Below are 25,327 nucleotides of genomic sequence, written 5' to 3'. Positions count from 1 at the left end.
ACCAATGGGCTCTTGGGCGCCACGGGTCCGCAAGTTGGCGGATTCCCTTCCCCCTCGGTGAGATCACCATGCACGAAGTCCCCTCCCGCGAACCGTGAACTCAGCCCTGACTGTCCCACATCGAGTTGCATCCGCGAAGGGGTTTCGCGGAGCCTGGCGCATCACAGCGGCAATTCATCTCAACGGCCCAGTATCGAACCGAAGTCGGAGCCCGAACCGAGGAACATGCCCGCCGCGATCAGGATCATCGTCGCCGGGAGCATGAAGACCAGCGTCACCATCGTCGCCTTCGGGATCGTCTTCGCCGCCCTGCGGCGGGAGTTCTGCGCGTCCGTGCGCCGCATGTCCGTGGCGAGCTGGATGAGCGTGTCCGCGATCGGGGAGCCCAGTTCCTCGCCCTGCTGGAGGGCCGAGACGAACTGGGCGACCTGCTCGGAGGCGTTGCGGCGGCGCAGTTCGTCGAAGGCCTGGCGGCGGCTGACGCCCATGTCCATCTGGCGGAGGGTGATGCGGAGTTCGTCCGCCCAGGGGCCCTCGTACCGCTCCGCCACGCGGTCCAGCGCCTGCCGGAAGCCGAGGCCCGCCGAGACCACCACGGCGAGGACGTCCAGGAAGTCGGGCAGGGTGCGGTCGATGACCTCGCGGCGTTCGCGGATCGCCTGCCAGATCAGCGCGTCCGCCGCCGTCGCCCCGAAGGCGAGGGTCAGGAGGGCGAAGAGCGGGGAGCCGTTCGTGAGGAAGATCAGGCCGAGGAGCAGGCCGAACACGCCGTACACCGCGCGCCGCGCCGCGTAGCGGTCGATCGTGAGGCCGCCGGGGTTGCCCGCCATGTCGATCCTGCGGCGCTTGGCGTCGACCCGCTTCGGGCCCATCAGCCGCAGGACCAGGGGCGCGAAGCGCATGCCCAGGCGGTCCACCGCGGAGCCCGCCGCCGAGACGCGGGTCGCGCCCACCTCCAGGGCGACGGCCAGGTCGGACGGCAGCTTCGCGTCCGCGCGGTACATCCGGATCCCCTGGCAGACACCCGCCACGGCCAGGCCCATCAGGGCGGCAAGAGCCAGTGCCAGCATCGTCGCGAACCTTCCTGGACTTCAGTCTTGTGGGCTTCGGTCTTCTGAGCTTCGGTCTTCTGAGCTTCGGTCCTCTGAGCTTCGGTCTTTCTGGACCTTGGGCTTTCCAGGCTTCGGGCTTTCTAGACTTCGATCTTTCCCAGGCGCCTGATCACGAAGAAACCGACCCCGTAGAGACCGAGCGAGATCAGGATCAGCGTCTGGCCGAGCGGTGAACCGGTCACCCGCGCCAGCGCGCCCTCGTTGGAGGAGTTGATCAGCAGCAGGGAGCCCAGGCCCAGGAGCGGGACCGTGAACGCCGTCGCGTGGACCTCCGACAGCATCGTGCGGACCTCGCGGCGCGTCTCCTTCCGGTCCTCCAGGGTCTGCGTGAGGTTGCGGAGCGAGTTGACCACCGTGCCGCCCGCCTTGTTGGAGAGGACCAGGGTGGTGACCAGGACCACCAGCTCTCGGGACGGGAGGCGTTCGGCCAGTTCGCCGAGCGTGTCGTCGACCGAGCGGCCCAGCGTCAACTGGTCCGCCACGTGCGAGAGTTCCTCGCCGGCCGGGGCCTCCAGCTCCTCCGCCGCCATCGCCAGGGACGTGCGCAGGGCGAGGCCCGCCGCCGTCGCGTTGGCCAGGATGCGTGCCACGTCCGGGAGTTGGTTGATGAACGCCTCGATGCGCTTCTGGCGTTGCCAGTTGAGGAAGGCGACCGCGCTCCACACCGCCACGACGCCCGCGATCGGGCCGAAGAAGGGGGCCAGGGTCGCTGCCGCGATCAGCCAGAGCGCGGCGACGACCGCGACGACGTACGTGAAGAACTCGCCCGCCGTCAGGTCGAGTCCCGTCGAGGACAGGCGCAGGTGGATCGACCGGCCCAGGCGGGTGCGGCGCAGTCGGCGGTCGACGGCGGCGAAGCGGCGCGTGCGGGACGGCGGTCCGCCGTCGCCCGTGCCGGGGCCGAGCGCCAACCGGTCCACCAGGGCCTGGCGTTGGGCCCGTCCGGACGCGTACGTGTGGACTCCCGCGACCGCGAGCGTACCCGTGAGGATCGTGGCGCCCAGGGCGAGGAGGGCGGGGTTGTTCATCGGGCGGCTTCCCTCGTCGTCATCCGGTCGCTTCCCTCGTCGTCATCCGGTCGCTTCCCTCGTCGTCATCCGGTCGCTTCCCTCGTCGTCATCCGATCGCTTCCCTCGTGTTCAGTACGTCGACGGCCTCCGCCACGCCGAACGCCGGCGGCACCGGTTCGTTCGCCACGTACAGCTTGTCGGCGACCTCGCGCGGCAGCGGGAGGTGCTCGAAGTAGCCGTGCACCACACGGTCGGGGCCGAGCGGGCGTGCCACGAAACGGGTGACGGGCACGATGCGGAACTGCTGGCGGCCGTGCGAGACGAGCAGCACGATCTCGGAGATCCTGCGGGATCCGTCGGCGTGGCGGGTGAGCTGGATGACCACGTCGACGGCCGAGTTGATCTGGTCCTTCAGCGCCTCGAAGGGGATCTGGACCTCCGACATGGAGCCGAGGGTCTGCAGCCGCATCAGGGCGTCCTCCGCGGTGTTCGCGTGGACGGTGGCGAGCGAGCCGTCGTGCCCCGTCGACATCGCCTGCAGCATGTCCAGGGTCTCGCCGCCGCGGACCTCGCCGACGATGATGCGGTCGGGGCGCATGCGGAGGCTGTTGCGGACGAGGTCGCGGATGGTGATCTGGCCCTTGCCCTCGACGTTCGGGGGGCGGGATTCCAGGCGGATCACGTGCTCCTGCTGGAGCTGGAGCTCCGCCGAGTCCTCGATGGTGATGATGCGCTCGTGGGCGGGGATCAGGCCGGAGAGGGCGTTCAGGAGGGTCGTCTTCCCCGAGCCCGTGCCGCCGCTGACGATGAGGTTGAAGCGGGCGCGGACGAACGCCGCGAGCAGCATCAGCATGTGCTCGTCGAGGGAGCCCAGACCGATGAGTTCGGGGAGGGTGTACGCGCGCGGGAAGCGGCGGATCGTGAGGGTCGCGCCCGTGAGGGCGAGCGGCGGGATGATGACGTTGACGCGTTCGCCGGTGGGCAGGCGGGCGTCGACCATGGGGTTCGACTCGTCCACGCGGCGGTTGACCGTGGAGACGATGCGCTCGATCGTCTGCATCAGCTGGTCGTTCGAGGCGAAGCGGAGGGGGAGCTGTTCGACGCGTCCGGCTCGCTCCACGAAGATCGAGTCCGGGCCGTTGACCATGATCTCCGTGATCGAGGCGTCGGCGAGGAGCGGTTCGAGTACGCCGAGGCCGAGGGCCTCGTCGACCACGCGGCGGATCAGCTGGGCGCGTTCGGAGGTGGAGAGGACGGGGCCCTCGCGGCTGATGATGTGGCCGAGTACGCGTTCCAGGCGGACGCGGCGGTCCGCTGCCGCGAGCGAGGACATCTCGGCGAGGTCGATCTCCTCCAGGAGCTTGGAGCGGTAGACGGCGACGAGGCCGTCGTCGCGGCTCGGCTCCGTCTGGTGGGTGGGGGCCACGCGGTCGCGCAGGCTCATGTCGTCCTTCAACCTCCCTTGGCGGTACGGGACTTCGGTGGGGCGGTGCTTCAGTCGGTGTCGGCTGCGTCGTCGTTGGGCATGGTGGCCTCCTTCGTGACGGTCCAGTCCGTGTCGACGAAGGGGAGGAGGGTGGGGACCTGGACCTTCACCGTGGCGGTCGTGGTGGTGCCGCCGTCGCTGACGCCGATGTTCGCGGTGAGGCCGCCGTCCATGGCGGCCTGGCCCGCCGCCTGGCCGGAGTCGCCCTGCGAGGCGGCGCGGGCCGCCGCGCGGGCGGCGGTGCCCGCCTGGTTGGCGGCGTATCCCACCAGGCCCAGCTGAATGGCGGCGAGGCCCACGAGGAGCAGTACGGGCAGGAAACCGGCGAACTCCAGCATGGAGACTCCGCGGTCGTTCCACCTGCGGCTGCCGGGCGCCCTGGTGACTGCGCCCGCCCTCCTGGGACGTGCCGGTGCGGAACGCCTTGCGGCGGCAGGGAACGGGCTCATTCGTCCTCCCCCTCCTTCGCCGCCCCCGCCTCCCCGTTCACGTGCCAGCCCGCGTCGATTCCCGGGAAGAAGACCGGGACGTCCACCGAGACGTGGGCCTTCCAGACCGGGCCCTCGTCCGTGCAGGTCACCGCCGCGTCCTGCCAGGCGTCCGGGAGGTGTTCCCGGGCGGCGGACGAGCAGGCGCCTGCCGTGCCCCCGCCCGCCGCGTACGCCGCCGTGGCCGCCCTCGCCGCCTCGTCCGCGGCGTTTCCCGCGAGGGAGTACGTGTAGCCGTACAACGCGCACTGCCACAGGATCGCGAGGACGGCGAGCAGCAGGGGGAACATCCCGGCGAACTCCAGCGTGACCGCGCCGCGGTCGCCGCTCGCCGCCTTGCGGCGCAGGGAGAGGCCGCCCCGCTTCCCGCCCCCCGCGCCCGTGGACTCCGCGTCGACCAGGCCCAGTTCACCGGCCAGGCCCCACAGGGCCTGTTTCACCGAGGAGCGGCTGTCGAGGTCCTGCATGCGGCCCGCGTCGACGGCGCCCTGGAGTTCCTTGAACCCCGCCGGGACCGTGGAGCGGGCCGCCTTCGTGCCGGTGACGCGTTCCACCAGGGACGGCTGGATCTCCGCGGACTTGCCGTGGCGGTTGACGACCGTGACGGTCTCCTCCGCCTTGCGGATCTGGAGGCGGTCCCAGAGCCGCACCATGCGCTTGGCCGCGCGCACGGCCACCACGTCGGGCGTGACCAACAGCAGGGCCTGGTCGGCGAGTTCGACGGCGGCGGCGCTCGCGCCGGTGACGTAGGCGCCGCAGTCGACGACCACCACCTCGTAGCGTGCGCGCAGGGCGCCGATGGTCTGGCGGGCGACCCGGTCGGTGACCTCTTCCCCGCGCTCGCCCTCGGCGGGGGCGAGGAGCAGGCCGATGCCGGTCTCGTGGGTGTAGACGGCGTCCTGGAGGACGCGGGGCGTGATGTCGGTGATGGCGGCGAGGTCGGCGACGGAGCGCCGGAACTGCACGTCGAGGTAGGAGGCGATGTCCCCGGACTGCAGGTCGAGGTCGAGGAGGGCGACGGTGCGGCCCGACGCGCGGGCGGCGAGGGCGAGTTGGACGGCCGTCACGGTGGCCCCGACGCCGCCCTTGGCCCCGCTGACGGCGACGACGGTGCCCGCGCCGCCGGACCCGGCTCCCGTGCCGGCGCCCCCGCCCCCGTACAGCTCAAGGCCCCCGCTGCCCAGATGCCGCCGCATGCCCGTGGACCAGGCGGCGGCGGCCTGGACGCGCTCGGCGAGGGCGTCGTAGGCGAGCGGGAGGCCGACGATGCCGCGGGCCCCGGAGTCCATGGCGGCGGTGAGGAGTCCGGGGCTGGTGTCGGCGGTGATGAGGACGACGCCGACCGCGGGGAAGCGCAGGACCAGGTCGCGGATGAGGTCGAGGGCGGGGACGGGGCCGATGCGCTCGTGGACGAGGACGACCTCCGGCAGTTCCTCGACGGACTCGGCGGCGAGCCGCGCGAGGGTGTCGATGAGGGCGGTGGAGTCCGCGACGGGCAGGGCGGGTTCGGCGTCGGGCAGCTGGCCGGTGAGCGTGGACAGCGCGCGGGCGGCCTCGATGTCCCCGACGGCGGGGAGGATCCGGGTGGCGGCCATGCGAGCCTCCTACTTGTCCTCGTCGAGGGTGTACGTCCGGTCGCGCGGCGGGACGGTGGCGTCGCCGCCCGCGCCGACCAGGGCGAGCCGGACGTGGGTGGCGAACGACTCGGCGTACGCGACGCGTTGGGCATCAGCGGTGCCGAGGGCGAACGTGATCGGCACGGCCTCGGTGGCCTTGCGGCGCGTGCGGTCGTCCTGGTCGGGGTCGAGCGGGGTCAGCTTGCCGACATCGAGCACCTTGGCGCCCTCCACGATGACTTTGGACTGGTCCTTCGCCTGGTCGGCCTCGCCCTTGAAGGTGGCGTAAATGTTGACCGTCGAGCCGGGCGTGATCTTTCCGGCGACGCCGGTCGACGCGTCGATCATGATGGCGATCTCCTGCTGCCCCGCGCCGAGCCGGGGCCGCTTGACGATCATGTCGGACTGCAGCAGCGAGCCCTTGCGCAGCTGGGTGACGGCGATCTTCCCGCGGATCTCGCGCAGGTCGGTGACGGCGTTGTCGGAGAGCCAGCGCTCGGGCATCTCGACCTTCTCGAACTGCCCGGCGGTCAGCTCCTTGTAGGGCGCGATGTCGTCCTTGAGCTTGTACGCGGAGGTCTCCGGGCCCACCTTCGAGTTCACGTCGCGGATCACCGAGAGGACGCCCGCGAACGCGCCGAACGCGCACAGGACCGAAAGGACCAGCAGGATGACGCCGCGGCGCTGGCGTGAGTTCATGGGCCGGACTACCTCGATCGGGTGCGGTTGGCTACGGACAGTGAGCGGGGTGGCGCGTGATCGGTCGTCGGTCGCGTACGGCGTACGGGGTGGCGCCTGGCCTAGGTCGCGCCGCGGGGCAGGGCGGTGGCGCCGCGGGAGATCAGGGCGCGCACCGGTGGCGAGGGGCGGTCGGAGGGCGGCGGCAGGGGCGCGGCGCAGAACGCGCAGCGGTCGCCGATGAGTTCGAGGCCGCACCAGTGGCAGTCGTCGCGGCGCACGGACGACACCAGCTGGTAGAGGACGGAGATGTCCGGGATGGCCGCGGCGAACTCGACGAGCCTGCCGGTGGCCCACCAGCGCGCCGACCCGGACGGCAGGCGCGCCTCGGCGACCCCCTCGACGTGCCAGTCGGGGGCGAGGGTGTCGGTGACCCAGGCGGGCGCGAGCTGGCCGGTGGCGTAGAGGAGCCGGGTGGTGAATCCCGGGCCCGGCAGCCGTGCGTCGGTGCCGCCCGAGACCTTCACCAGCTCGGGCTTCGGGGTGGCGAGGACCGCGAACTGGGCGCCCGGCATCCAGGACTTGGCGTGCGACTGGAGGGTGACGGGCACGCGGTCGAGCCTGGCGACGGAGCCGAGCAGGGCGCCCGCGTAGATGTAGTGGGAGAGCAGGCGCGCGGCGGAGGCCAGGACGCCGGGGCTGAAGTCGCAGATCGACAACTGCCGCAGCTGGAGGGCGAGTACGGCGAGACCGAGGGGTGGCAGGTCCGAGCGGACGATGGCGATCCGGTCGCTCTCCAGGACCGAGCGGACGGCGTGCAGGCGCTGGGCGACGGAGGCGGGCGCGGAGGCGGGGCACAGGGCGACCACATGGCCGTGGTGCTCGATGAGCGTGTTCATCTCGGTGAGCGCCTGGTCCAGGGAGTACGCCCGCGGGGACTGCACGGCCGACTGGAGGACGGCGGCCGACGGGGTGTGCCGGTCGGGTGACGGCAGCACCAGGTCGGGGCCGGTGACGGCTATGGCGGTCGGCAACGCGTACACCCCCGGTCCTCGTGCACTCCTGCCTCAGCACCATATCCACGTCATGGGTGCCTCAACACCCAACTTCGCACTGTTCATGTGGAGGTGGGCACCGCGCGGCGGGAATCGAGTGGTGCTTGAGCCCTTGACAACTCAATTGGTCTGGACCAGCTTGTACGACCAAGCCAGGAGACACCATGCCGAGCGGGCACCACCCTGGCGAACGACGGTGGCCACCGTTCCCCCAGCACCTCCCTGTCCAACTCCCCCCACAGGAGGCAGCAGTTGCACCGCACACGCAGCAGAACGGGAGCGGTCCTCGGGTCGCTCACAGCCCTGGCCCTCGCGTTCACCGGCCTGTTCACCGGCGGCGCCGACACCGCCGACGCCCGGACCCGCGCCGTCCCCCAGCACGCGGTGACCGGTTACTGGCAGAACTTCGACAACGGCGCCCAGGTGCAGAAGCTCGGCGACGTGCAGAACGAGTACGACATCATCGCCGTCGCCTTCGCCGACGCCACCGCCACACCGGGGCAGGTGACCTTCAACCTCGACTCCGCGGGCCTCGGCGGCTACACCGTCGACCAGTTCAAGGCCGACATCAAGGCCAAGCAGGCGGCCGGGAAGTCCGTGATCATATCCGTCGGCGGCGAGAAGGGCGCGGTGTCGGTGAACGACTCGGCGTCGGCCGACGCGTTCGCGAACTCCGTGTACGCGCTGATGCGGGAGTACGGCTTCGACGGCGTCGACATCGACCTGGAGAACGGCCTCAACTCCACCTACATGACGCAGGCACTCAAGTCGCTCGCGGGCAAGGCCGGTTCGGGCCTCGTGCTGACCATGGCGCCGCAGACCATCGACATGCAGTCCCCGTCGACCGAGTACTTCAAGACCGCGCTCGCCGTGAAGGACATCCTCACGGTGGTCAACATGCAGTACTACAACAGCGGTTCGATGCTGGGCTGCGACGGCAAGGTCTACAGCCAGGGCACGGTCGACTTCCTCACCGCGCTCGCCTGCATCCAGCTGGAGAACGGCCTCGCCCCCTCACAGGTGGGCCTCGGCGTGCCCGCCTCCCCGCGCGCGGCCGGGGGCGGCCACGTCGAGCCGAGCGTGGTGAACAACGCCCTGGACTGCCTGGCCAAGGGCACGGGCTGCGGCTCCTTCAAGCCGTCCAAGACCTACCCCGGCATCCGCGGCGCGATGACCTGGTCCACCAACTGGGACGCGACCGCGGGCAGCGCCTGGTCCGAGGCGGTCGGCCCGCACGTCCACGGCCTCCCCTAGCCCGCACCCCGTCCCCCCTCCCAGACCGCAGCGCCGCCGCTCCCCCGGCGGCGCTGTCGTTCGCCCGGCTAGAAGAAGCTCCCCCAGTCCTGGTCGGCGATCTGCTTGACGCACAGCACCAGGAACAGCAGGCCCGCGATGACCAGCATGCCGTTGCTGACCCAGCCGTTGCGCCACTCACGGGGCGTGCGCGAGGAGTTGAGCAGCCAGACCAGGGTGAGCGCGAGGAACGGCATGAAGGCCGCGCCCAGGACGCCGTAGATGATGATGAGACGGAACGGCTGGCCCTGGAAGAGCAGGATCATCGGCGGGAAGGTCAGCCACAGCAGATAGGCCCGGAACGGCAGGGACTTCTCGCGGGCGCCGGACGCCACCGCCTCCCCGCTCGACTCCTTGCCCCCGGTGCCGACACCGGCGCGCTGCTTGCGGTAGCGCTCCACGAAGTCGGCGAACATCAGGCTCACTCCGTGCCATACGCCGATCAGCGAGGTGAAGGAGGTGGCGAGGAAGCCGATGAGGAAGAGCTTGGAGGTGGCGGTGCCGTACTCCTTCTCCAGGATGTCACCGAGCTGGACCAGGCCCTTGTCGCCGCCGGCGATGGCGACGTTCGCGGAGTGCAGCAGCTCGGCGCCGACGAAGAGCATGGCGACGACGAAGACGCCCGTGGTGATGTACGCGACGCGGTTGTCGAGCCGCATCACCTTCATCCAGGACGTGTCGGTCCAGCCCTTGGCGTTGACCCAATAGCCGTACGCGGCAAGCGTGATGGTGCCGCCGACGCCGCCGATCAGGCCGAGCGTGTTGAGGACGGAGTCCTTCTCGTCGGGCAGGACGGGCACGAGTCCCGCGAGGGCGTCGCCCAGGTGCGGGGTGACGCGGATCGCGAGATAGACGGTCACGACGAACATCACGCCGACCAGGACCGTCATGACCTTCTCGAAGACGGCGTACTTGTTGAACCAGACGAAGACCAGGCCGACGACACCGGTCAGGATCGCCCACCACTTGAGCTCCATGACGTCGGGGAACAGCGCCTGGAGCGGCAGTCCGGTCGACGACATGGCGGCCGCTCCGTAGACGTACCCCCAGATCACCACGTAGACGACGAAGAACCACGTCGTCCAGCGGCCGAGGCTCGCCCAGCCGTCGAACAGGGTGCGCCCGGTGGCCAGGTGCCAGCGCCCCGCGGCCTCGGCGAGGGAGATCTTCACGACGCAGCCGATGACGGCGGCCCAGAGCAGGGTGTAGCCGAAGTTGCTGCCCGCGATGAGGGTCGCGACGAGGTCGCCCGCGCCGACACCGGTCGCGGCGACGACGATGCCCGGACCGATGTACTTCCAGCTCGCCTTGCGCATGGGCGGCGCAGACTCGCCCGCCGCGACGCCGCTGCCTGTGGTTTCAGCCATGCCGATCAAGAAAGCGCATCGCGGCCCCGGGCACAAGGGGGTTGGCCGAAGAGAGCGTTGACGGGGCCATGCCACGCCTCGACGATGGGCCCGCGCAACCCGCACCGTTTTCCCGCAGTCCCCGCACGTGTCGCACTGAACCACCCCCCACCCCTGAGGAGACTTCATGCGACTTCGCATTCGCGGCCGAAGATCCGCCGCCCTCGCGGCGCTGCTCGCCCTCGCCGTGGCGGCCCCCATCACCGCCAACGCCTCACCGGCACCGTCCGGCCAGGCCTCCCGGAGCCCGGCCGCGGCCGACGAGGAGACACGGCAGTACGAGATCCCCCTGCGCGACAGCCGCGCCGCGCGCACCGCGCTCGCCCGCACCGGCGTCGCCATCGACGAGGTCGACGCCCGCGCGGTCGTCGTCTCCGCCGACGGCCAAGAGGCGGCCGAGCTCAGGGAGTTGGGCTACGACCTCAAGCTCCTGCCCGCTCCCCCGAAGCGCACGGACGGCAAGGCGGTGGAGCCCAAGGACTTCCCGCCCGCCGACTCGCGCTACCACAACTACGCCGAGATGAACGCGGAGATCGACCAGCGCATCGCGGCCCACCCGAACCTGATCAGCAAGCGCGTCATCGGCAAGTCCTACGCGGGCCGCGACCTCGTCGCCATCAAGATCAGCGACAACGTCGGCACCGACGAGGCCGAGCCCGAGGTCCTCTTCACCCACCACCAGCACGCACGCGAGCACCTCACGGTGGAGATGGCGCTGTACCTGCTGCGCGAGCTCGGCGACGACTACGCCACCGACGCCCGCGTCAAGAAGATGGTCGACGAGCGCGAGATCTGGATCGTGCCGGACCTGAACCCGGACGGCGGCGAGTACGACATCGCCACCGGCTCGTACCGCAGCTGGCGCAAGAACCGCCAGCCCAACAGCGGTTCCTCGAACGTCGGCACCGACCTGAACCGCAACTGGGCCTTCAAGTGGGGCTGCTGCGGCGGCTCCTCCGGCTCCACGGGCTCCGAGACCTACCGCGGTCCGAGCGCCGAGTCCGCCCCCGAGGTGAAGGTCGTCTCCAACTTCGTGCGCAGCCGCGTCGTCGGCGGCAAGCAGCAGATCAGGGCCGCCATCGACTTCCACACGTACAGCGAACTGATCCTGTGGCCGTACGGATACACGTACAGCGACACGGCGCCCGGCCTCACCCAGGACGACCGCGACGCCCACGCCGCCGTCGGCCGCAAGATGGCCGCCAGCAACGGCTACACGCCCGAACAGGCCAGTGACCTCTACATCACGGACGGGTCGATCGACGACTGGCTGTGGGGCAACCAGAAGATCTTCAGCTACACCTTCGAGATGTACCCGCGCTCCGGCGGCGGCGGTTTCTACCCGCCCGACGAGGTGATCGAGCGTGAGACGTCGCGCAACCGCGACGCGGTGCTGCAGCTTCTGGAGAACTCGGACTGCATGTACCGGTCGATCGGCAAGGAGCAGCAGTACTGCACGAGTTGACCGGTCGTACGTGACGGCCCCGGACCCCGGGCGGGTCCGGGGCCGTCCCGCCGCCCCTCTGCCGCGTCCGGGGTGAGGCACATCCCGGACGCGCCTTGTATCAGGACGCGTGCGTGAGTTCGGTCCGTGTCGGTGAGTTCGGGCCGTGTCCGTGAGGAGGGGTGGTGTTCGTGAGGACGGGCTCGTGCGGCGGCGTCCGCTGGCAGACTCCCGCCATGGCGAAGATCTACGCGCTCATGGTGGGGATCAACGACTATCCGGCCCGGACGGCGCCCCCGCTCACGGGATGCGTCAACGACATCGCGGAGGCCGGCCGGCTGCTCGCGGACCGCACGGGCGGCACGGCGGACGTACGGCTGCTCCTGAACGAGGAGGCCACGACCGCCGCCGTCACGGACGCGATCGAACGGCACCTGGGCGCGGCGGGCCCCGACGACACGGCGCTGCTCTGGTTCTCCGGGCACGGCACGCAGTCGCGGGCGACGGGCGCGGACCTGCTCGTCGAGGCCACGGGCCGCAACCAGGCCCTCGTCTGCGTGGACGGGCCGCTGCCCGACAAGCGCCTGGGCGCCCTGCTCGACGCGGTCGCCGCCCGCGGCACGCACACCGCGGCCGTCCTCGACTGCTGCTTCTCCGGGGGCGCGACGCGGGACGCGGAGCTGACGGCGCGGTACGTGCCGCCGGGGGCGGGGTGGGACCTCGCGGAGCCCGACGGGCCTGCGGAAGCCCGTGACCCGGTCGTCGCCGAAGGCCCCGCCCGCCATGTGCTCCTCGCCGCCAGCAGGCTCAACCAGCTGTCCTACGAGGGGTACTTCGACGGCCGCAGGCACGGCGCCTTCACCCACGCGCTGCTCGCCGCCCTGCGCGAGGCGGGCCCCGACGCGACGTACCGCAGGCTCCTGGCGGCCGCCGACGCGCGGCTGCAGCGCTCCGGGGGCCGCCAGCAGCCGGTGCTGTACCCGGCGGAGCCCGGCGGCGTGGCGGACCTGCCGTTCCTGGGCGGCGCCGTCTCGCGCGCGCCGAGCCCGTACCTGCTGCGGTACGGCGCGCAGGGCTGGGAGGTGGACTGCGGCAGCGGGCACGGGCTGCGGGACGGCGCGGGCGCGTCGGGGACGGAGTTCACGGTGCTTCCGGAGCCGGCGGACGGGGCGGCGGGGCTCCCGGCCGTCCTCCGCGCCAGGACCGTGCACGCCCACCGCACACTCGTCGACCCCGTGGACTGGGCGCCGTCCGCCGGCCGTGTCTACCCCGTGACGCTCTCGGCGCTCGCGACTCCCCCGGCGACGGTGACGGTCACGGCCACTGAACATCCGGTGCCGCTCACAGCCGCCGAACAGCCTGTGCCACTCACGGCCGCCGAACAGGCCGCTGCCCGCGGCGATTTGACCGCCCCCTCACGAGTGCTGCGCGACACCATCAGCGCCGCCTCCCCGCTCCTGCGGGTGGTGGCCACCGCCCAGGAGGCCGCGGAGCTGCACTTCCGCGTGGAGACGCGGGAGTCCTCCGCCCATGTGCTGCGCCGCGACGGCACCCCCTTCGTCGAGCCGCTGCCGCTGACCGGCCCCGCGGACGCGGCGCGCGTCGCCGACTGCCTCGTCCATCTGACGCGCTGGCACCAGCTGCGGGGTCTGACCTCACGGCCCTCGCCGCTGGACGGCCTGGTCCGCGTGGAGATCGCGCCGTGGGACGCGCCGGAGGGCGAGCGGCTCCTGCCGGACGGCAGCGGGGAGATCGTCTGCCCCTATGCGCACGGGCCCGACGGCCCCGAGTCGCCGCTGGTCTCCATCCGGCTGCACAACCGCTCCCCCGACCGCTCCCTGTGGTGCGTGCTCCTCGACCTGACCGACAGCTACGCCGCCGACCCGGTCCTCTACCCCGGCCACTTCATCGCGCCCGGCGGCACGGGCCACGCCCTGGACGGCGAGCCGGTGCAGCTGTCCCTGCCGCGGGGCAGGCCCGCCGTGCCGGGCGCGCAGGTGCGGGACTGGCTGAAGCTGGTGGTGGCGGAGGGGGAGCTCAACACGCTGCCGTTCCACCTGCCCGCGTGGGATCCGCACGGCGGCACGGGGCGCTCCCGCTCGGACCGGTTCATGGAGCGCGACGGCGTCCTGCGTCTCCAGCCGCACACGGTCAGGGAGTTGGGGCCGGTCGGCGGCGCCTCGCCGGGGCGCTGGACGACCCGCACGATCCCGGTGCGGACGGTGGTCCCGCGGGGGCCGGGGCGCTGAGGGGAGCGGGGCGCTCAGGGCGCGAGCCGCGCGTGGTACGGCTGCAGGACCGAGTTCAGCCACTGCTCGCCCTCGTCCGTGTCGAAGTCCACCGCGTCCCCCTCGACGGCCTCGACGGCGCCCCGCGGGCACCGGTCGGCGAAGAGCAGCACCGTACGGTCGCCCGGCTCCCGCTTCGACGGCCAGACGAAGCCCTGCGCCCAGGGGTCGGTGTGGTCGCGGATCCAGTGCGCCCAGTCACGCGTGTAGGCGTAGTCGGCCGCCTCGGTCTGCACCAGCCAGCTGTCCTGGTGGACGCCTGCCAGGTCCTGCGCGGTCATCAGCGACACGACGGCCACGTCGGCGGTGAGGCGCAGCGTGCTCAGCCGCCGTCCGCGTACGCTCACCCGCTGCACGAGGCGCGGGCCGCCCGCCGGGTCGAACGGCAGCGAGCGCAGCAGCGTCTCGCAGACCGCGGCCTCCGGGTTGAGCCCGGCGTAGAGGAAGCCGTACGGGTCGCAGGCCGTGCCGTCGAAGCGGCCGCCGCCGTACAGGCAGTGCGCGGGGCGGGGGTTGAAGTCGGCGGCGGCGCGGCGGGCGGAGTGCACGCGGTGCAGGACGGTGCCGCGCGCCAGGGTGACCTTGGTGGGGGTACCGGTCAGCTCGTCGGGCGGGCGGTAGTTGGGCACGGCTACTCACCCTCCATCAAGAACCGCGCGGTGTCGACGAGTTGACGGTCGCGTCCGGCGCCGAGCAGGCGGGCGGGCGGGGTGCCGAGCCAGGCGTTGTCGGACAGCCACCAGTCGGCGGCGCCCCACGGGTCGCGGTCGGCGGCCAGGAGTGTGTTGACCTCCAGGACGATCAGCCAGGGCATCGCGTCCTCGGAGAACTGGAAGCGCGGCAGGCGCGGCAGGCCGCCGACGCCGGGCAGCCTGATCAGCTCGGGCGCGAACGGATTGCCGCCGTGCCGCAGGACGGTGTCCGCGTCCAACGCCGGTGCGGCCAGGAGGCGTTCGCGGACCGGGCCGAGCACGGGGCCGACCATGCGGTGCCCGTCGATGAGGAGTACGGCGAGGTCCTCGACGCGAAATCCTCCGTAGCCGACGTCCTCGGTCTCGGCGTCGGGCACGGCGTCCAGGGAGAGCCGCGTCTCGCTCCCCGCGCCGAACTCGTCGGGCAGCCGCTCCCGCAGCAGGCCCGCCGCCCGGTCGGCGGCGTCCCGCCGGGTGGCCTCGTCGCCGCCCCTGCCCCGTACGACGCCCATGAGCGCCGCGAGGCGGTCGCGCAGCGGCTGGTCGATGCGGTCGGAGATGCGGTCCCAGAGCGCGGCGGCGGCCGCGAGCACGGCGTACGGATTCACGGATCCCCCCGGTCTGCGTGTGCCCCCCGAGCTTCCCTGTCGGTGAGGCCGGCGAGCAGTCGCTCGATGAGGTCGGCGCGGGCGTGGCGGCGTACCACGAAGTGGACGTCCCACCCGGCGCCGCGGGCGAGTTCCGCCTCCACGGCCGTCCAGAGCGCGCCGAAGCTCTCCAGCGGCGGGAGTCCGCCGCGGCCGGCGCCGAGCAGGGGCAGGCAGATGGAGGTCAGCGGCGGGTCCCAGGCGCGGGACTCCTCGGCGAGCAGCGCGAAGGCGCGGGTCACGCCGCGGGTGACGTCGGCGGGCTGGACGTCGTAGTCGTTGCTCTCGGGCCGCGGCACGGCCACGGCGACGTGGTAGATCCGGCGGACCCTCTGTCCGGCGAGCGCGCCGGAGGAGGTGGCGACGACGGTGCCCGGCAGGGCCGCCCGGCCCGGAGTTCCGTTCCGGGCGGCCCACCCCCGTAGCTCGTCGTGGACGTGGTCCTCGACGACTCCCCCCGCCGGGTCCTTGAGGGCGCAGGCCCGCCGCAGGGTCGCCGAGACCGACGACTTGTAGGCGGCGGGCAGCGCGAAGTACGTGTTGGTGGGCGAGACGACGACGTCGACGTCCCGCAGCAGGTCCACGGAGTGGACGTGCACGGTCAGGTTCACGGCGCGGCCGTGCAGGAACAGCGGGATCGCGCGGTGCGCGGCGGGCAGCGGGGCGGCCACGGTGGCGGCGGTGTGCGCGGGCACCCGCCCGGCGAGGGCGACGACTTGCTCGGCGACCTGCCCGAGCACCATGACCTCATGATGCTTGCGGAACCGCTCGACGCTGACCCCGTAGACCTGGGCCGCCCGTCGCCTGCGGTCGGCGGGCGGCCAGTCACGGGTTCCCTGGGCCAGGCCCAGGGTGTACTCGGCGGCGGTCTGGAGGCTGCCTCCCCCGATTCCGAACACGGCGGTCCGCAGCAGCCTCTCGACCGCCCCGCCGGACGACTCGCCGTCCGCGCCGTGGAGTTCGTCGGCGATACGGCGCAGCTCCGGCGTATCTATCTCGCGCAGTCTGACGACACCGGCCCGCCGCACCTTCCTCACCTCCTCCAGTACCGATCCGTAGTCGGGCAGACGAGGAGGGGCTGACATGGCGGCAAGAATCGCACCGCCCACCCCTCATCACAAGCCCGTTCGGCTCTTCCTCCATCTCCCATTGGACAGGAGGGGCGGGGCGAACTCGGGTCGTGCGCAGGGCAGTTACTGGTCGGGCTTCGATGCCCGCGAAGAACGGCGGTCCGTCAGCGCCGCGACCGACCGGGGCAGGTCCCGTCGTCGGTGGGCAGCTTGCCGGTGGCCAGGTAGTGGTTGACCTGGTTGTCGACGCAGGCGTTCTCGTAGAGGCCGTAGACCGCGTGCCGGTTGGCGCCCTCGACGGTGATCAGCCTGGAGCTCGGCAGCAGGCCGTGCAGGGCGACGGCGCCCTTGTGCGGGGTGCGCGGGTCGCCGGTGGCGGACACGATCAGCGCCTTGGCGTCGCGCTCGACCCGGGTGGGCTTCTCGCGGGGCCGGTCCCAGAAGGCGCACGGGCCGATGTTGTTGTTCACCGCGCCGAAGCGGGGGTACGCGGCGCGGCTGCGCCGGATGTCCCGCCAGTAGACCTCGGGGTCGCGCGGGGCGGCCACGTCCCCGCAGATGACCGCGGTCTGCGCACTGCCCATGTTGGACTGCTCGCCGGTCGTCGCGAGCCGCAGAAGCCCGGCGAACTGCGGCGAGAGCGCGGTCGGCGGCTGTCCGGCCGCGGCCCTCGCCAGCACGGACACCTGCTCGCCGAGGGACGCCCGCGAGGTGTCGGTGTCGCTGTCGAGCCCCGCGAGGAGGACGAACGGGACCTGGGTGTCGTCGAGTCGGAAGGTGTCCGGGGCGGTGCCGACGGTCAGCGGGCCGCGTGCGGACCGCTTGATGACGCGGTCGACGGTGGCGAGGACCTGGTCGCGGGTGCGGCCGAGGTGGTAGGTGTCGTCGCGGGCGGCGGCCCAGGCCGCCCAGTCGGCGAGCGCCCGCTCGTTCTCGCCGACGGCTTCCCGCAGCAGCCGGGGGCCGAACTTGCGCGGGTCGATGGCGCCGTCCAGGACCATGCGGTCGGTGCGGCCGGGGAACATCTGGGTGTACACGGTGCCGAGGTAAGTGCCGTACGAGTAGCCGAAGTAGGAGATCTTCTTCTCGCCGAGCGCGCCGCGGATGACGTCCATGTCGCGGGCCGTGTTGCGGGTGCTCACGTGCGGCAGCACGTCGGCGTTGGTGGCACGGCACTTGGCGGCCAGGTCCTTGTGGAGGTCCACCTGGCGCTCGAAGCTCGCCCGGCCCAGACCGGCCGAGAAGAGATTGGTGCCGACGTTCCAGCCGCAGTCCAGCGGGGTGCTGCGGCCGACGAAGCGCGGGTCGAAGCCGACGATGTCGTACCGCGGCCCCGTCTTCCTCATCCACGCGTGGAACTCCGGCGGGGACTGCACGGCGCCGTTGCCGGGGCCGCCGTTGTTGAGCAGGATCGAGCCGATGCGGTGGCGGGTGTCGGTGGCCTTGAGCCGGGATATCGCGACGGTGATCGTGCGGCCCCGGGGCTTGGAGTAGTCGAGCGGCACGGTGACGTCCGCGCACTGGACGCCCGCCTTGTCCAGGTCGCGGCCCATGGTGTCGTCCGGGCCCTTGGAGCAGCCGCCCCAGGCCAGGCTCTGGTCGTGGTAACGGGCGAGTCCGGCCCCGGACTTCGACACGTCGGGGGTCGCCGTCGCGGCGGGGGCCGCGCCGAGGCAGGCGGCGAGGGCGAGTCCCGCGGCCGGGATGCTCCGTGTATGTCTCATACCGTCAGACGCTAAGCGGAACAGCTGCCCCCACTCACTACGGCTGTCCCCCCACTCCTGACGGGGGGCAACCCCCACCAACGGCCGCCGCCGTCCCACGGCCGTACGCACCGATGGGGGCACCCGGCATGCGCTGCCGGGTGCCCCCATCCACGTACGCGAGGCAGAACCCCTACACGAACAGGCTCACCACCGCCGCCACCGCGAACCCGGCCACCGACAGCACCGACTCCAGGACCGTCCACGTCTTCAGCGTGTCCCGCTCGCTGATGCCGAAGTACTTCGCGACCATCCAGAAGCCGCCGTCGTTGACGTGCGAGGCGAAGATGGAGCCCGCCGAGATGGCCATGATGACCAGGGCCACGAAGGCCTGGGAGTGGTCGCCCTCGGAGAGGAGGGGGGCCACGATGCCCGCCGTCGTGACGATCGCCACCGTCGCCGAGCCCTGGGCCACCCGCAGGATCAGGGAGAGCAGGTAGGCGAGGACGATGATGGGGAGGCCCACGTCCTGGAAGGTGTCCGAGATGGCCGTGGCGACGCCGCTCGCCTTGAGGACCGCGCCGAAGATCCCGCCCGCGCCGACGACCAGGAGGATGTTGCCGACCGGCTTGAGGGACGAAGTCGAGACCGTCTCAAGGGACTTGCGGGACCAGCCGCGCCGGATGCCGAGCAGGTAGTAGGCCATGAGGAGGGCGATCGTCAGGGCCACGAAGGGGCTGCCGAAGAACTCGATGACCGAGCGGAACGTCGAGGGGTCGAAGGCGATCGAGGAGAACGTGGCGAGGAGGATCAGGAGCAGCGGGGTGCCGATGATGGTGAAGACGATGCCCAGCGGCACCGGCTTCTCCTGCGGCGTCACGCCTGCCGCGCGCTGCTCGGCGACGACCGCCGCCTTCGCCTCGTCCGCGGCCTCGACCATGTCCTGCGGGACGGGGACGAAGATGCGCTTGCCGATCCAGGCCGAGAAGGCCCAGGCCGCGAGGACCGCCGGGATGCCGCAGACGATGCCCATGAGGATGACCCAGCCGAGGTCCACCTTCAGGAGGCCCGCCGCGGCCACCGGCCCGGGGTGCGGGGGCAGGAACGCGTGGGTCATCGACAGGCCCGCGAGGAGGGGCAGGCAGTAGAGGAGGATCGACTTGCCGGAGCGCTTGGCCGCGGCGTACACGATCGGCGCCAGGACGAAGATGCCGACGTCGAAGAAGACGGGGATGCCGAAGATCAGACCCGTCAGACCCATCGCGAGCGGGGCGCGCTTCTCACCGAAGAGACCCAGCAGGCGCGAGGCCAACACCTCGGCGCCGCCCGACACTTCGAGGATCGCGCCGAGCATCGTGCCGAGGCCGATGATGATCGCCACATGGCCGAGGATGCCGCCCATGCCGGATTCGATGACCGAGACGGCGTCGGACTTCTGGACCGTGCCGAAGAGCTCGGTGACGGAGAGGCCGGCCGCGAGGCCGACGGCTATGGAGACCGCGAGCAGCGCCACGAAGGGCTGCAGCCTGACCTTGATGATCAGGAAGAGGAGAAGGACGATGCCGAGCGCGGCGACGGTCAGCAGGCCCGCCGTGCCGTCGATCAGGGTGAGGATTCCGCCGGTGTGGGGTGGCTCCGGTGCGGGGGCGGCCGCGAGCGCCGCGAAGGGGGACGGGGACATCTTTGACCTCGTAAGTGCATGGGGCTTTCGGGGCAGGGGGGATCGCGGCGCGGCGCCTCGTGCGGGAGAGGCGCCGCGCCGTGACGACGTACGGCTTGCGGAGGGGAGATCAGGGGACGGGCGGCGTCAGCTCAGGACGGCGAGCGCGTCGATCTCGATGAGGAGGCCCTTGGGCAGGCCCACGTACACGGTGGTGCGGGCGGAGGCCGGGGCCTTCAGGCCCTGCTCCTCGAAGTACTCGTTGTAGATCTGGTTCATCTCGGCGAAGTGGTCCACGTCCGTGAGGTAGACGCGCATCATCATCACGTCGTCCCAGGTGGCGCCGCCCTCTTCGAGGATCGCCTTGACGTTGGCGAAGGTCTGCAGGGTCTGCTCGCGCAGGGTGGGGCCGGCCGGGGTGGGGGCCTTGCCCTCTTCCGCCGGGAGGAAGCCGACCTGACCCGCGACCTGAAGGATGTTGCCCTTCTTCACGCCGTGGGAGAACTTCGCGGGCGGGGTGGTGTGGGTGGCCGGGGTGAGAGCGATCTTGTCGGTCATGGGCTGATCAGGCTTCCTTGAGAGGGGCGGTTTTTTCGTCGGGCACTGCTCCCGAGTACTCCCTGCTGATGGCGTCCGCCGTGCGGCGGACCAGCGGGAGCAGGGTGAGGAGTTCCTCGGCCGTGACGACGACGTTCGGCGCGGAGACCGACATGGCGGCGACGACACGGCCGTCCGCACCGCGGATGGGGGCCCCGATGCAGTTGATGGACTCCTCGTGGCCACCGAGGTCGGTGGCCCAGCCCTGTTCGCGCACGGCCGCCAGCTCCTTTAGGAAGGCTGCGGCGTTGGGCGTCGAACGGGACGTGTAGGTGGGGTAGTCGAGCTTCTCCGCGATGGCGCGGCGCTCGGCTTCCGGGAAGTCGGAGAGCAGCAGCTTCGCCACGGCGGCGACCGTGATGGCCACCGGCTTGCCGATGCGCGAGTACATCCGCACCGGGTAGCGGCTCTCGACCTTGTCGATGTAGACGACCTCCTGCTCCTCGTAGACGGCGAGGTGGACCGTGTGGCCGCACTTCTCGTTGAGGGCGAGGAGGTGGGGATGGGCGATCTCGCGTACGTCGAGGTTCTCGACGGCCTCCTGGGCGAGCGCGAAGAGCCGGGCGCCGAGGCGGTAGCGCTGGTCGGACTGGCGGAAGACCAGGCCGTGTTCGAGGAGGGTGCGCAGGAGCCGGAGCGCGGTGGACTTGTGGACGCCGAGCCGGTCGGCGACCTGTCCCAGGTCGGCGGGGCCCTCGGCGAGCAGCGGCAGGATCGAGAGCGCGCGGTCGACGGTCTGACTCATGGGGTACGTACCTCCTCATCGGCCTCGGTGTCCTCCGGGACGCGTTCCGTCCAGCCGGGGCCGAGACGAAGTGTCTCCCAGGCGGCGGCGTCCAGGGCGGCGAGGCGGTCGGCGCGTGCCGTCCAGGAGGGGCGCCGCAAAGCGGCTCCCTGAGGGGCGGTGGCCGGGTGACGGGCGGGCGGGGTGGCGAGGTCACCGGGGACGGTGAGCGCGGCGGCGGCCATCAGGTGGCCGTGCCGCAGGCGGTGCGCGGCGGGCAGGCCGCGCAGGGTGGCGGAGAGGAACCCGGCGGCGAAGGCGTCACCGGCGCCGACGGGCGCGACGACGTCGACGCGCGGGGCGGCCTCGAAGACGGGGTCGGCGCCGTGCTCGAAGACGGTGGCGCCGCGGCTGCCCTGCTTGACGACGAGCGTCGCGGGCTCGGGCAGCGCGGCGCGGACGGCGTCGGGGCCGCCGGTCACGCCCCAGGCACCCGCGGCCTCGTCCTCGCCGACGAAGACGAGGTCGGCGCCGCGGGCGAGGTCGAGCAGGACGTCGGGTCCCGCGGCCGCGCCCTTCCACAGGCCGGGGCGGTGGTTGACGTCGAAGGAGACGAGCGGCCCGCGGTCGGCGCGGCGGGCGCAGAGGTGGCGTACGAGCTCCAGGCAGTCGGCGGAGAGCGCGGGCGTGATGCCCGACAGGTGCAGGATGCGGCCCGAGGTGAGGGCGTCCTCGTCGACGGAGCCCGGCGACATGGCGGAGGCGGCGGAGCCGGCGCGGTAGTAGACGACCTCGTGGGCGTCGGTGTCGCGGTCGTCGGCGGTGCGGAAGTAGATGCCGGTGGGGCGGTGCGGGTCGCGGCCCACGGCGGAGGTGTCCACTCCGTAGCGCGCGATGGTCTCGACGAGGTGGTCGCCGAAGCCGTCGGCGCCGACGCGGCTGACCCAGCGGGCGGAGTGCCCGGCGGCGGCGAGCGCGCAGGCCACGTTCGACTCGGCGCCGCCGATCCCGCGGTCGAAGGAGGGCACGTCGGCGAGGCGGCCCGGCCGTGCGGGCCGGAAGGTGACCATGGACTCGCCGAGCGCCACGACGTCCACTGCTGCCTGTGCGGTCGCCCCTGCGGCCACCCGTGCGGCTGCCTGTCCGGTCACGATCTTCCAGCCCCTCAACCGACTCTCCGGATCCGTTGACCCGGCGTTGGCTCGGATGTTAGACAGCAGTAAGCGACATACGCAATGACTGTTGCACATGCTGCAACGCACTCCTGGAGGAGGCGCCCATGGCCGCCGACAACGCCGTCGAACGTCCCGCCGGTCCTGCCGATCCTGCTGTTCCCGCCCGCCCCGACGGCCCCGCCGATCCGCTGGCCGCACTCGCGGACGAGCGCGTCGACCACCGCTTCAAGGGCCTGCCGCCGGACGCCGAGGGGCTGACCGTCGGCGAACTCGCCGCACAGCGCAGGAACCTCTTCACGGGCGGCTTCACCACCCCGGTCCTCGCGCTCTCCGCGGAGCGCCTCGAGCACAACCTCGCGCTCATGGAGACGTACGCGCAGCGGCACGGCCTCGCCTTCGCGCCGCACGGCAAGACGTCGATGGCCCCGCAGCTGTTCGCCCGTCAACTGGAGCGCGGGGCATGGGGGATCACGCTCGCGGTGCCCCACCAGGTGCGCGTGGCGCGGGCGTTCGGGGTGGGGCGGATCTTCCTCGCCAACGAACTCGTCGACGCGGCGGCGCTGCGGTGGCTCGCGGGCGAGCTGGACGCCGACCCCTCCTTCCGCTTCGTCTGCTACGTCGACTCCGTACGCGGCGTCGACCTGATGCACGCCGCGCTCAGCGAGGCGGGCGCGAGCCGCCCGGTGGACGTGGTGGTGGAGCTCGCCGCGGGCGAGGGCGCGCGGACCGGGGCGCGGACCGAGGCGGAGTGCTTCGAGATCGCGGACGCCGTCGCGGGCGCGGACACGCTGCGGCTCGTGGGCGTCGCCGGGTACGAGGGCGAGGTGCCGGAGGCTTCGCCGGAGCGGGTGGCGCGGTGGCTGCGCCGCCTGGTCGCCCTGCTCGTCGAGTTCGACAAGGCGGGGCGGTTCGCGGATCTGCCGGAGGTCGTGGTGAGCGCGGGCGGCAGCGCGTGGTTCGACGCGGTGGCCTCGGTGTTCGCGGAGATCCCCGAACTGTCCTCGCCGGTCCTGAAGTTGCTGCGTTCGGGTGCGTACGTCTCTCACGACGACGGCCACTACCGGCATCTGACGCCGTTCAACCGCGTGCCGGAGGAGGGCGCCCTTGAGCCCGCCTTCCGACTCTGGGCGCAGGTGGTCTCGCGCCCTTCTCCGGAGCAGGCGTTCACGAACGCGGGGAAGCGGGACGCGGCGTACGACCTCGACCTGCCCGAGGCGCAGGTCGTCCGCCGGGACGGGGTCGAGCGGCCCGCTTCGGGGGTGACGGTCTCGGGCCTCTCCGACCAGCACGGGTGGGTGCGGACGTCCTCGGGGACGGATCTCGCGGTGGGTGACTGGCTGGGCATGGGTCTTTCGCACCCGTGCACGGCGTTCGACAAGTGGCAGCTGATCCCGCTGGTCGAGGCGGACGGAACGGTCACGGACTACATCCGCACGTTCTTCTGAGCGGGGGGGGGCAGGGGGACCGCCCCTCGCACACCCACCCGTTCACCGCCGACGGTGAACGACCCCCGCGGAAAAACAAACCACAACCGGCCCGCAGCCGAGCGAACCAGAGAGGTACCCCATGGACCTGGTGATCCGGGACGCACGCGTCATAGACGGCACCGGAGGTGCCTCCTACCGCGCCGACGTCGGCGTACACGAGGGCAGGATCACCACGATCCATCGGGAGGGCGAAGCCTCAGGCCCCCGCCCGACGGGGCAGACCACCCTGAACGCCGAGGGCCTGGCCCTGGCCCCCGGCTTCATCGACATGCACGCCCACAGCGACCTCGCCCTCCTCCGCGACCCCGACCACTGCGCGAAGGCCGCCCAGGGCGTCACCCTGGAAGTCATCGGCCAGGACGGTCTCTCCTACGCCCCCGTCGACGACCGCACCCTCGCCCAGGTCCGCCAGGCCATCACCGGCTGGAACGGCGACGGCGGCGACATCGATTTCACCTGGCGCACCGTCGGCGGCTATCTCGACGCCCTCGACACCGCCCACGGCGGCCACGGCATCGCCGTGAACGCCGCCTACCTCATCCCCCAGGGCACCGTCCGCATGTACGCCCTCGGCTGGGACGACCGCCCCGCCACCCCCGCCGAGCTGGCCCGCATGAAGCAGCTGGTCGCCGAGGGCATGCGGGAAGGCGCCGTCGGCATGTCCTCGGGCCTCACCTACACCCCCGGCATGTACGCCGACGACTCCGAACTGACCGAGCTCTGCAAGGTGGTGGCGCAGTACAACGGCTACTACTGCCCCCACCACCGCAGCTACGGCGCCGGCGCCCTCCAGGCGTACGAGGAGATGGTGAACCTCACCCGCACCGCGCACTGCCCCCTCCACCTCGCCCACGCCACCATGAACTTCGGCGTGAACAAGGGGAAGGCGCCGGACCTGCTCGCCCTCCTCGACGAGGCGCTCGAACACGGCGCCGACATCAGCCTCGACACCTACCCCTACACCCCCGGCTGCACCACCCTCGTCGCCATGCTGCCCAGTTGGGCGGGCGAAGGGGGCCCGGACGCCGTCCTCGCCCGCCTCAAGGACGACGAAACCGCCGAGAAGATCCGCCACCACATGGAGGTCATCGGCGCCGACGGCTGTCACGGCGTACCCATCGAGTGGGACACCATCGAGATCTCGGGAGTCAGCGACCCCGGGCTCGCCTCCTGCGTCGGCAAGACCATCGCCCAGTCCGCCGAGATGCGCGGCGAGGCCCCCTGGGTCACCGCACGGCGCCTGCTCATCAACGACAGCCTCGGCTCGACGATCCTCCAGCACGTCGGCCACGAGGAGAACGTCCAGGCGATCATGCGCCACCGCGTGCACACCGGCGGCAGCGACGGCATCCTGCAGGGCTTCAAGCCGCACCCGCGCGCGTACGGCACGTTCCCGCAGTATCTGGGGCGCTACGCACGGGAGTTGGGCGTGCTGTCCCTGGAGGAGACCGTCGCGCACCTCACCTCGCGCCCCGCCGCCCGGCTGCGCCTGCCCGACCGCGGCGTCGTCCGCGAGGGCTACCGCGCCGACCTCGTCCTCTTCGACCCGGAGACGGTCGCGGCCGGGTCGACGTTCGAGGCGCCCCGCACCCTGCCCACCGGCATCCCGCACGTCCTGATCGACGGCCGGTTCGTGATGCGGGACGGCCGGCGCACGGACGTCCTCGCGGGACGCGCCGTACGCCGGACTCCCTGA

Annotated in this window: 21 protein-coding genes; 5 read left to right on the top strand and 16 right to left on the bottom strand. The window is 71.9% G+C overall.

What is annotated here, in order from left to right:
- Positions 1 to 179 precede the first annotated feature (179 nt).
- From ACZ4D5_RS19245 to ACZ4D5_RS19215, 7 genes are all read right to left on the bottom strand, one after another.
- A complete protein-coding gene (locus ACZ4D5_RS19245) occupies positions 180 to 1,070 on the bottom strand; it encodes a DUF5936 domain-containing protein (protein WP_467773536.1) in 891 nt (296 codons plus the stop codon).
- Between the two features lie 122 nt (positions 1,071 to 1,192).
- Positions 1,193 to 2,140 carry a type II secretion system F family protein gene (locus ACZ4D5_RS19240; protein WP_467773535.1) on the bottom strand — a complete coding sequence of 316 codons (948 nt, stop codon included), beginning with the start codon at positions 2,138 to 2,140 and terminating at the stop codon, positions 1,193 to 1,195.
- An 88-nt stretch (positions 2,141 to 2,228) separates the two neighbouring features.
- Complete coding sequence (locus ACZ4D5_RS19235; RefSeq protein ID WP_467773534.1) at positions 2,229 to 3,566, bottom strand: CpaF family protein; 1,338 nt, start codon at positions 3,564 to 3,566, stop codon at positions 2,229 to 2,231.
- A 50-nt stretch (positions 3,567 to 3,616) separates the two neighbouring features.
- A complete protein-coding gene (locus tag ACZ4D5_RS19230; RefSeq protein WP_467773533.1) occupies positions 3,617 to 3,946 on the bottom strand; it encodes a TadE/TadG family type IV pilus assembly protein in 330 nt (109 codons plus the stop codon).
- Positions 3,947 to 4,053: 107 nt separating this feature from the next.
- Positions 4,054 to 5,691 carry an AAA family ATPase gene (locus ACZ4D5_RS19225; RefSeq protein ID WP_467773532.1) on the bottom strand — a complete coding sequence of 546 codons (1,638 nt, stop codon included), beginning with the start codon at positions 5,689 to 5,691 and terminating at the stop codon, positions 4,054 to 4,056.
- 9 nt (positions 5,692 to 5,700) lie between these two features.
- The gene (cpaB, locus tag ACZ4D5_RS19220) at positions 5,701 to 6,411 is read right to left on the bottom strand and encodes a Flp pilus assembly protein CpaB (RefSeq protein WP_467773531.1); all 711 of its coding nucleotides are present in this window, start codon (positions 6,409 to 6,411) and stop codon (positions 5,701 to 5,703) included.
- A gap of 101 nt (positions 6,412 to 6,512) precedes the next feature.
- On the bottom strand, positions 6,513 to 7,424 hold the full coding sequence (locus tag ACZ4D5_RS19215; protein WP_467773530.1) for a hypothetical protein: 912 nt from the start codon (positions 7,422 to 7,424) through the stop codon (positions 6,513 to 6,515).
- A gap of 273 nt (positions 7,425 to 7,697) precedes the next feature.
- On the opposite strand from ACZ4D5_RS19215, the gene ACZ4D5_RS19210 reads away from it, so the two are divergent.
- Positions 7,698 to 8,699 (top strand): chitinase, encoded by a 1,002-nt coding sequence (locus tag ACZ4D5_RS19210; RefSeq protein WP_467773529.1) that lies wholly within the window; start codon positions 7,698 to 7,700, stop codon positions 8,697 to 8,699.
- Positions 8,700 to 8,767: 68 nt separating this feature from the next.
- On the opposite strand, the gene ACZ4D5_RS19205 is transcribed toward ACZ4D5_RS19210, so the two are convergent.
- A complete protein-coding gene (locus ACZ4D5_RS19205) occupies positions 8,768 to 10,105 on the bottom strand; it encodes an Nramp family divalent metal transporter (RefSeq protein WP_467773528.1) in 1,338 nt (445 codons plus the stop codon).
- Positions 10,106 to 10,271: 166 nt separating this feature from the next.
- Between ACZ4D5_RS19205 and ACZ4D5_RS19200 the strand changes: the two genes are divergently transcribed.
- Positions 10,272 to 11,609, top strand: coding sequence for a M14 family metallopeptidase (locus ACZ4D5_RS19200; protein ID WP_467773527.1), 1,338 nt, complete (start codon positions 10,272 to 10,274; stop codon positions 11,607 to 11,609).
- Between the two features lie 215 nt (positions 11,610 to 11,824).
- Positions 11,825 to 13,837 (top strand): caspase family protein, encoded by a 2,013-nt coding sequence (locus ACZ4D5_RS19195; protein ID WP_467773526.1) that lies wholly within the window; start codon positions 11,825 to 11,827, stop codon positions 13,835 to 13,837.
- 14 nt (positions 13,838 to 13,851) lie between these two features.
- Here ACZ4D5_RS19195 and ACZ4D5_RS19190 read toward each other — a convergent pair whose 3' ends face one another.
- The 8 genes from ACZ4D5_RS19190 to ACZ4D5_RS19155 all read right to left on the bottom strand — a co-directional run bounded on the left by ACZ4D5_RS19190 (position 13,852) and on the right by ACZ4D5_RS19155 (position 22,066).
- A complete protein-coding gene (locus ACZ4D5_RS19190; RefSeq protein WP_467773525.1) occupies positions 13,852 to 14,505 on the bottom strand; it encodes an RES family NAD+ phosphorylase in 654 nt (217 codons plus the stop codon).
- Between the two features lie 2 nt (positions 14,506 to 14,507).
- Positions 14,508 to 15,176, bottom strand: coding sequence for a hypothetical protein (locus tag ACZ4D5_RS19185; protein WP_467773524.1), 669 nt, complete (start codon positions 15,174 to 15,176; stop codon positions 14,508 to 14,510).
- On the bottom strand, positions 15,173 to 16,300 hold the full coding sequence (locus ACZ4D5_RS19180; protein WP_467773523.1) for a macro domain-containing protein: 1,128 nt from the start codon (positions 16,298 to 16,300) through the stop codon (positions 15,173 to 15,175). The genes ACZ4D5_RS19185 and ACZ4D5_RS19180 overlap by 4 nt, the downstream gene beginning before the upstream one ends.
- Positions 16,301 to 16,449: 149 nt before the next feature.
- Positions 16,450 to 18,009: an alpha/beta hydrolase gene (locus ACZ4D5_RS19175; protein WP_467773522.1), complete on the bottom strand. Its 1,560-nt coding sequence runs from the start codon at positions 18,007 to 18,009 to the stop codon at positions 16,450 to 16,452.
- Between the two features lie 172 nt (positions 18,010 to 18,181).
- Positions 18,182 to 19,669, bottom strand: coding sequence for a GntP family permease (locus tag ACZ4D5_RS19170; RefSeq protein ID WP_467773521.1), 1,488 nt, complete (start codon positions 19,667 to 19,669; stop codon positions 18,182 to 18,184).
- Positions 19,670 to 19,795: 126 nt separating this feature from the next.
- Positions 19,796 to 20,206 (bottom strand): RidA family protein, encoded by a 411-nt coding sequence (locus tag ACZ4D5_RS19165; RefSeq protein ID WP_362331803.1) that lies wholly within the window; start codon positions 20,204 to 20,206, stop codon positions 19,796 to 19,798.
- Between the two features lie 7 nt (positions 20,207 to 20,213).
- Positions 20,214 to 20,990, bottom strand: a complete 777-nt coding sequence (locus ACZ4D5_RS19160; protein ID WP_467773520.1) for an IclR family transcriptional regulator — start codon at positions 20,988 to 20,990, stop codon at positions 20,214 to 20,216.
- The gene (locus tag ACZ4D5_RS19155; RefSeq protein WP_467773599.1) at positions 20,987 to 22,066 is read right to left on the bottom strand and encodes a sugar kinase; all 1,080 of its coding nucleotides are present in this window, start codon (positions 22,064 to 22,066) and stop codon (positions 20,987 to 20,989) included. The genes ACZ4D5_RS19160 and ACZ4D5_RS19155 overlap by 4 nt, the downstream gene beginning before the upstream one ends.
- A gap of 182 nt (positions 22,067 to 22,248) precedes the next feature.
- Here ACZ4D5_RS19155 and ACZ4D5_RS19150 point away from each other — a divergent pair, with 182 nt between their 5' ends.
- Together ACZ4D5_RS19150 and ACZ4D5_RS19145 are read left to right on the top strand one after the other, a co-directional pair.
- Positions 22,249 to 23,589, top strand: a complete 1,341-nt coding sequence (locus ACZ4D5_RS19150) for an amino acid deaminase (protein WP_467773519.1) — start codon at positions 22,249 to 22,251, stop codon at positions 23,587 to 23,589.
- Between the two features lie 121 nt (positions 23,590 to 23,710).
- On the top strand, positions 23,711 to 25,327 hold the full coding sequence (locus tag ACZ4D5_RS19145; RefSeq protein ID WP_467773518.1) for an N-acyl-D-amino-acid deacylase family protein: 1,617 nt from the start codon (positions 23,711 to 23,713) through the stop codon (positions 25,325 to 25,327).

It is taken from the genome of Streptomyces sp. NPDC025651, assembly GCF_055558735.1.
The sequence above is the reverse complement of the archived record's forward strand: the minus strand, read 5'-3'. Positions and strand labels throughout refer to the sequence as shown.